The organism is Pseudomonas lundensis (assembly GCF_001042985.1).
Classification (GTDB): domain Bacteria; phylum Pseudomonadota; class Gammaproteobacteria; order Pseudomonadales; family Pseudomonadaceae; genus Aquipseudomonas; species Aquipseudomonas lundensis.
Map to the genome: position 1 here is coordinate 24,766 of NZ_JYKY01000040.1, position 7,250 is coordinate 32,015.

Annotated in this window: 4 protein-coding genes; 2 read left to right on the forward strand and 2 right to left on the reverse strand. The window is 58.9% G+C overall.

Going from position 1 to position 7,250, the window contains the following annotated elements; all coding sequences use genetic code 11:
* Window positions 1–4: 4 nt before the first annotated feature.
* A complete protein-coding gene (locus TU74_RS21450; protein WP_048377625.1) occupies window positions 5–1,201 on the reverse strand; it encodes a sugar transporter in 1,197 nt (398 codons plus the stop codon).
* A gap of 402 nt (window positions 1,202–1,603) precedes the next feature.
* Here TU74_RS21450 and TU74_RS21455 point away from each other — a divergent pair, with 402 nt between their 5' ends.
* Together TU74_RS21455 and TU74_RS21460 are read left to right on the forward strand one after the other, a co-directional pair.
* Window positions 1,604–3,760, forward strand: coding sequence for a TonB-dependent siderophore receptor (locus TU74_RS21455; RefSeq protein ID WP_048377626.1), 2,157 nt, complete (start codon window positions 1,604–1,606; stop codon window positions 3,758–3,760).
* Between the two features lie 121 nt (window positions 3,761–3,881).
* Entirely contained in the window at window positions 3,882–6,473 is a 2,592-nt protein-coding gene (locus TU74_RS21460) for a hypothetical protein (RefSeq protein WP_048377627.1), read from the forward strand.
* Window positions 6,474–6,846: 373 nt separating this feature from the next.
* Here the strand turns inward: TU74_RS21460 and TU74_RS21465 are convergent.
* The coding region (locus TU74_RS21465) for an IS3 family transposase (protein WP_048375663.1) at window positions 6,847–7,250 on the reverse strand (404 nt) is incomplete at its 5' end.

Genomic DNA, 7,250 nt, shown 5'->3' on the forward strand with positions numbered 1-7,250 from the left:
ACGGTTACTCGGCAGGCGGGGTGTGCTCGGGCGAACGGCTGATGCGGTACATGCTCACGCAGTAAATGGCCAAGGCCACGCCTGCCAATCCGCCGCCCGTGACGCCGATGTAAGAAAACCCCGCGTGCACGCCCACCCAGCTACCCAACAGTGCGCCACCGCCGATGCCGATGTTGTAGATGCCGGAGAACATGGCCATGGCCACATCCGTGGCGTCCGGCGCCAGCGACAGCACCCGCGACTGCAAGGCCAGGCCGAAACACATGATGGCCATGCCCCAAAACAGGCTGAGGGTTGCCAAATACGCCTCGTTGCCGCTCAGCGGCAACAGCAGTGCCAGGCACACCGCCAGCACTGACACCGCAGCGATCAGGAAGCGCTGCGGGCTGTGGCGATGCAGCACGCTGAACAGCAGCGAACCGATGATCCCGGCGCCACCGAACAACAGCAGGATGAGGGTCACCACATTGCCACTCAGCCCGGCCACGGTCTGAATAAACGGCTCGATGTAGCTGTACGCAGTGAATTGCGCCGTGACCACCAGCGCGGTCAGGATGTACACCGCCACCAACGCCGGACGCTTGAACAACACCGGCAAACTGCGCAGCGAACCGGAGTTCTGGCTGGGCAGCAACGGCAGACTGCGGGCCAGCCAAAACACCAGCGCCACCGCCAGACCGGCAATCACCAAAAAGGTCGTGCGCCAGCCCATCGCCTCGCCCAGCAAGCGGCCAAGGGGAATCCCCAAGACCATGGCCAGCGACGTGCCCGTGGCTAACAACCCCAGCGCCTGCACTTGCTTGCCTTCTGGCGCCAGGCGTACCGCCAGCGAAGCCGTAATCGACCAGAACAACGCATGGGACAACGCTACCCCGATCCGGCTGAGCAACAGAATGCCAAAGTTGGACGCCACACTGGACAGCACGTGACTGGCGATGAACATGGCAAACAGGATCAACAGCAACTTGCGGCGCTCGACGTTGCGTGTCAGCAGCATAATCGGCAGTGACGTCAACGAGACAATCCAGGCGTAGATCGTCAGCATCAGCCCGACACTGGCTGTGGTCATGTCAAAACTGGCGCCAATGGCGCTCAACAGCCCCACAGGCACGAATTCCGTGGTGTTGAACACAAATGCGGCCAGCGCCAGTGCGATGACCGGTTGCCAATTGGCAGAGGGTGTAACGTTGGGAGTGTTCATTTAAAGGATGTATGACTCGCTATCGAAGGTCTGACAAGGCCCTGACTCGGGCGCCCCGGCACGTACGTTTTGCATACACAACACGTGCCATGCACGCGATTGCGGCCCGAAGCAAAACAGGGCGGCATTCTATAGGCTTCTCACAGCGCCGTTCGTGCACTTGGATCCGGGCGGCGAGGCATTTTGTCACACTACACCTGTTGCAGTTGCATCGTTTCAGCGGATTACGGCGCCATCCATCCCGTGCAGGAAGTGCCGGATTCAATGCCCCGGAGATGCTACCCTGCGCGCCTCAAAGATCTGGCCATCAGCCAGACACCTATCGACCTGTGCACACACACGCAGGCTGGCGTCTTCGCGAGCCTGTGCGTGCGCGCCAGGGCGGGACGTTCAGGAGTTTTCATGGGTAAGCCTTTGCCGCGTTTTGCGTTCACGACCTTGAGTGTCAGCCTGCTGCTTGCCAGCGCTTTTCAGACGGCGCAGGCCAGCCAAACCGAGCTGCCCGCCATTTCAGTCACCGGCGAAGACAGCCTCGGGTATCAGGCAGACACCGCGTCGGTGGGCGAGTTTGACGCGGCGCCCTTGCTGGACACCCCGGCGGCTGTTTCGGTCTTCACCCAAGCGCTGATTCAGGATCAACAGGCACGCCTGCTCAGCGATGTGTTGAAAAATGATGCCTCCGTGGGCGAAAGCTACGCCCCCATCGGTTACTACCAGAACTTCGTGGTGCGCGGTTTCTCCCTGAACGCGGCCAGCAGCTACGCGATCAATGGGCGCACCATCACCGGCGAGCAAAACGTCGGCCTTGAAAACAAGCAGCAAGTGGAATTGCTCAAGGGCCTGTCTGGCCTGCAAAGCGGAGTGTCGGAGCCTGGCGGGCGGGTCAACTACGTGACCAAGCGCGCCGCCGATGTGCGCTCGGTGACGGTGTCCACCGACGACCGTGGCAGCGGCTACATTGCCACCGACGTCGGCGGTTGGTTCGGCAGCGAACAACAATTTGGCTTGCGGGCCAATGTGGCCCATGAAGACATTCATTCTTACGTTGAACACGCCAACGGCCAGCGTGATTTCATGTCCCTGGCGTTCGACTGGAACATCAGCCCCGATGCGCTCTTACAACTGGATGTCGAGTACCAGACCCAGGAACAGCGCTCGGTGCCCGGCTACCAACTGCTGGGCGGCACCGAACTGCCCCACGGCGCGTCCCCCAAAAAACTGCTCGGCCATCAAAGCGGCTCCAAGCCCGTGACCCTCGACTCATTGAACCTCAATGGCCGTTTTGAGTACCGCTTCAGTGACAACTGGAAAGGCAACCTCAGTGCGTCGCGCAGCAAAGTGGTGATCGATGACTACAGCGCCTTTGCCTGGGGCGGTTGTTCGCAAGGGACGGCGTGTTCGCAAGGCAACTATTTCACCCCGGCAGGCGGCTACGACATTTACGACTTCCGCAGCCCCGACGACACCCGGCGCAATGACGAAGCCCAGGCCACCCTGAGCGGCGCCTTCAACACCGGGGCATTAGGCCATGAGCTGACAGTGGGCAGCAGCGCATTGCGGCGCGTCGTTAATAATCGCGAGCAAATCATGGAATGGGTCGGCAGCGGCAACATCGATGCCGAACCTGAGCAGTTCCCCCGCTACACCGGCGCCCTGAACGACAGCCACCGTCGTCTCGACAGCCGCCAGTACGGGGTGTTTTTCAACGACCGTATCCGTTTCAATGAACAGTGGCACACCGTACTGGGCGCGCGCGAAGTGCGTCTGGACGAAAAGGCCTTCGACAGCACCGGCGTCACCACCCGCCACACCCAACGCTATGCGTTCTTGCCACAGGCAGCGTTGATCTATAAACCGCTGAATAACCTGTCGCTGTACACCCGTTACAGCAAAGGCTTGTCGCTGGGCGGCACGGCGCCCTGGTTTGCCACCAATGCTTTCGACATCCTGCCCCCCAGCGTGTCGCGGCAAATCGAAGCTGGGATCAAGTACGACTGGCAACGCCTGAGCCTCAGCGCGACGCTGTTTCAGTTGCGCCAGGGGTACCAGTACGCGCAACCGGACGGCGCCGGGAAGTTCACCTACGTGCAACAGGGCGAGCAAAAAAATACTGGGCTGGAGCTGGCAGCCAATGGCCACGTGACTCCGCGTTTACAGGTGGCTGCCAGTGTCGCGGCGATCCGCGCGCGGGTGTCGGGCAGCGGCACCCCGGCCTACGAAGGGCACCAAACCCTTAACGTCCCCACCCTGCGTGCCAGCCTGTATGGCGACTACGCCCTGCCCTGGGTCGATGGCCTGGCATTGCTCGGCGGTGTGCAGTACAGCGGTAAAAAATACGCCAACCCACAAGGCAACGTGGAGGCCGCCAGCTATGCGGTGTTCAACATCGGGAGCCGCTACAGCACCCGTATCGACGGTTACGACACCGTGTTCCGGCTGACCGTCGACAACCTGTTCGACACGCGTTACTGGCGCGACGTGGGTGATTACATGGGCGACAACTATGTGTTCCAGGGCGCACCGCTGACTGCCCGTTTGAGTGCTTCGGTCAACTTTTAACGCAAATTAGCCCCGTTATTGGCCACTCAACCGGCATCGCCCGCGAACATCTATCTACCGCGTGCCTTGAGTCAAAACCTCTTACGGTCATGTTTCGAACATTGACGGTAAGAGGCTGACTGTGAACCCCACCACTGAACAAACCCTAGAGCGCATCACGCTGTATGAGCTCGCCGATAACATCGGTCTGATGTATGTGAACCGCAGTGAGCCCGTGGCGGCCTCATTGGCTATCGAGCTGATCAGCCATGTACTGGCGCAGCTGGGCACACACACGCTCACCGATGAGCAGTGCGCAAGCCCGTCTTTCCTGCTGATGCTGGCGACCCAAGGGGCAGTTAAAGCCTCCGTGGCCACCTTGTTGGCCGTGCCACAGGGCACGGTTACCCATAACGATGTCAGCGCATTGCTGTTAAAACTGGCCAATCAGGTCTGGGCCTTCCATGCCGGGCATATTAACTACCCTGGAACACAGCCCGGCCCCGCGCAACGCGCTCAGTTCAAGTCCGCGCTGGTTACAACCCTGTCCACCCTGCCCCATAGCCCTACGACCACCCTCACGTTTATCGCCAACCTGCTGGACCGGCACTGCACGCGCACCACTCAAAAGCTGTTGATCGATTCGCTGACCGTCTATGACGCAACGTCTTCTTTACTGTCCGCTCAGCCCTCGCTCACGGAGTGTTTGCTGGCTGAACTGCGCGCTGTCTTTACCGACCTGCCTGCGACACTTGCAGTGCCTGACCTGAACAGTCTGTGGTTCGTCACCCCGTCAGCCACGAGCCAGCCAGATACAACGTTGGCAGCCCTGATACAGCGCCTCTTGTCCGGGGAGCCTGACACGCAGCCAGCCGATAACAACCGGGTTCTGCGCTACCGCACACCACACGCGTCGACCGCGTTCTCGCAACTGCCCATCTCTGAGGTGCAATACCGGCGCTTTACCGCACGGATGCAGACACTCGGCGCGGTGTATGTCGAGGCCTTGAAGGCGTACTGGGCCAGCCCCGCGTACAACAACGGCGTGACCAGCGCCTCCAAACAAGACGTGTACGCCGAGCATCTGGCCTCACAGCTGCAAACCGAGCTGCGGCTGTTGTGCGCTGACGACACCCTGCCTGCCGCCAGCGCTGCCATGCTTCGTCAGGTCTTGGAGTACCCAGCGGCGGCAGAGCGTCAAGCCGCCCACCCTGCCAACCCGGTCAAGGTGTTGCGCGTCGGCATTCAGAACCTGCGCACACACGTCGGCCGCAAACTGGCCTCTGTCGTGGCTTTTATAACGGATGAGGCCGACTCGGCGTCGACCGGGGCCGTCCTGTATGCGCCCGGACACGGCATTGAGGTGTTCAGCAGTCATCAGTCGTTGAAAGACGAAATGAATCGGCGTTTCAACGACCGGGATGACCTGCTGACATGGTTGCCTCATGTGCACGCCAATGACTATGCCGAGACAGCCTTCTTCAATAAGGCGCACAAAAAGAAGTTCAAAACCGCCGAGTTGACCAGCCCTGTGTTCACGCGAATCAGTGCTGACCTGTTGGAGAAGCAATACAAGGATGTTCATTACCTGTTCAAACACGCCAATGCCCTTGGCCTGCAGGGCTCACTGGGCCTGCTGAGCCAGCGACTCGATAACGCGACCCGCCGACAGGTCCAGGCTGCGAAGCAACAATTACTGGCTGCACGCACCACCCGACTGCTGATGCGCGTCCCCCCGCAGGAAGTCGCACAGGCCATGTTTGTCCAGCAAAACCCGGACCAGCCGTTACCGCCGGACAACGCTCTGCCGATCATGGACCTCGCGGCGATTTTCAATCCCCCGGCACGCTTGAAAACGCTCACCAAAGACGCTGAGTTTTACCTGCTTGCCCAGGAGATGTTCGCCACAGACGCCGCGCAGACGGTGCTTCGGGAGGTTGCACAAACGCTGCACGACTATCTGCCACCCGCCTTGCCTGTCAGCACGCAAGCTGCACTGGTGTTGAGCCATAAATGCATCAGCCATCACCGCAAGGCGCCGGACATCGACAGTCGGCAATACCAGTGTTTTTTTGCCATTGAGCAGTCGATGCGCAAAGCCCGATTTTTTTCCACTGATTACCACTACCTCACCAACAGCGTGCAGGTGCTGGGTGCCAGCCCAACGTTCAGGGCCGGTGCAGAGGTGATGGTTCAACAGGCAGACTGGGACAGGGTTCAAGCATTCTCAGCAGGCTGGTCGGCCACGCTGCACCAGCTGATTGGTGGGGCTATCAACACCCCGGACCTTGCGGCGCTGGCCAGTGCATTGAATTTCAACGCGTTATTCCCGGACCCCAGCCTTCCAGACTCCGGGCTGCACGCGCTGTCTATCAACGCCGTGCTGACCTTGCTGATGGACAGCCCCGAGTTTCATCGGCTTGAAACCGGGCTCTTGAGCGCCAGCACCTGGACCAAGGAACAGCAAAAGAACGCCAGCCCCGGTCTCATCAGGGCGTTGGCGGTATCGATCATCACCGACTACCTCTACCCGCCAGCCAGCCATCGTCCAGGGTATGTGTGCGGCTTCAATCTGAACGCCAAGCGACTGGGTGACTTGACGTTTGAAGCCGTTCGCCAGTTGGTGAAGGAGCATTTAAGGAGCACGCTCAAGTGCACGTCTCATCGATATAAAGGAAAGGTGTCACCCTATGGACATTCATCTCAGCCTCTCTCTCCGGTCATTCAGGGTTGAGGCTATGCGTCCATGGAAATACCAATTTATCACTGCCATTTTCGGCATTCCGTCCATAGAACCTTTTCTGGCTGACTAAATGCATAATTGCATTGGCCATGATCAGAGGCCACGCTATTGCGTCAGACCTGAGTAGCATCCTCCAGAGAGGTATCTCGAATGCTATGGAAATACGGACTAGCTCAACGAGCAAGACGCAGCAGTGGGCATAAGAGGTGTGACTAGGAGGCTCGTCATGACGCTCATGACAGCCAACACAAGATTTTTTGATCAAGATTCAGCATGCATGTCACATTTCTGCAGATAGAAAATCTGACGACATACAACTAGCCGACAGGCTTAACTCGGTAATCGTTGAATCGCCCCGGGTTTTCTAGACACTCTCAAGGCTCGCTGCGTAACGCTTTTCAAACTCTACCGGTGACAGCTGATTGTTGAAACTGTGGCGTCGTTTTGGGTTGTAAAACATCTCGATGTAATCGAACACATCATCTCGAGCATCCTGGCGTGTAGTGTAGATTTTACGCTTGATCCGTTCCCGCTTCAGCAACTGGAAAAAGCTCTCCGCCACAGCGTTGTCGTGGCAATTACCTCGACGACTCATGCTGGCTACCAGGTTGTTAGCTTTCAAGAAGCTTCGCCAGTCTGAGCTGCTGTACTGACTGCCTTGATCCGAGTGGATCATCACCTCTTGCTTCGGCTTACGTCTCCAAACCGCCATCAGCAGTGCATCAATGGCTACGTCGCTGGTCATCTGCGACTTCATTGACCAACCAA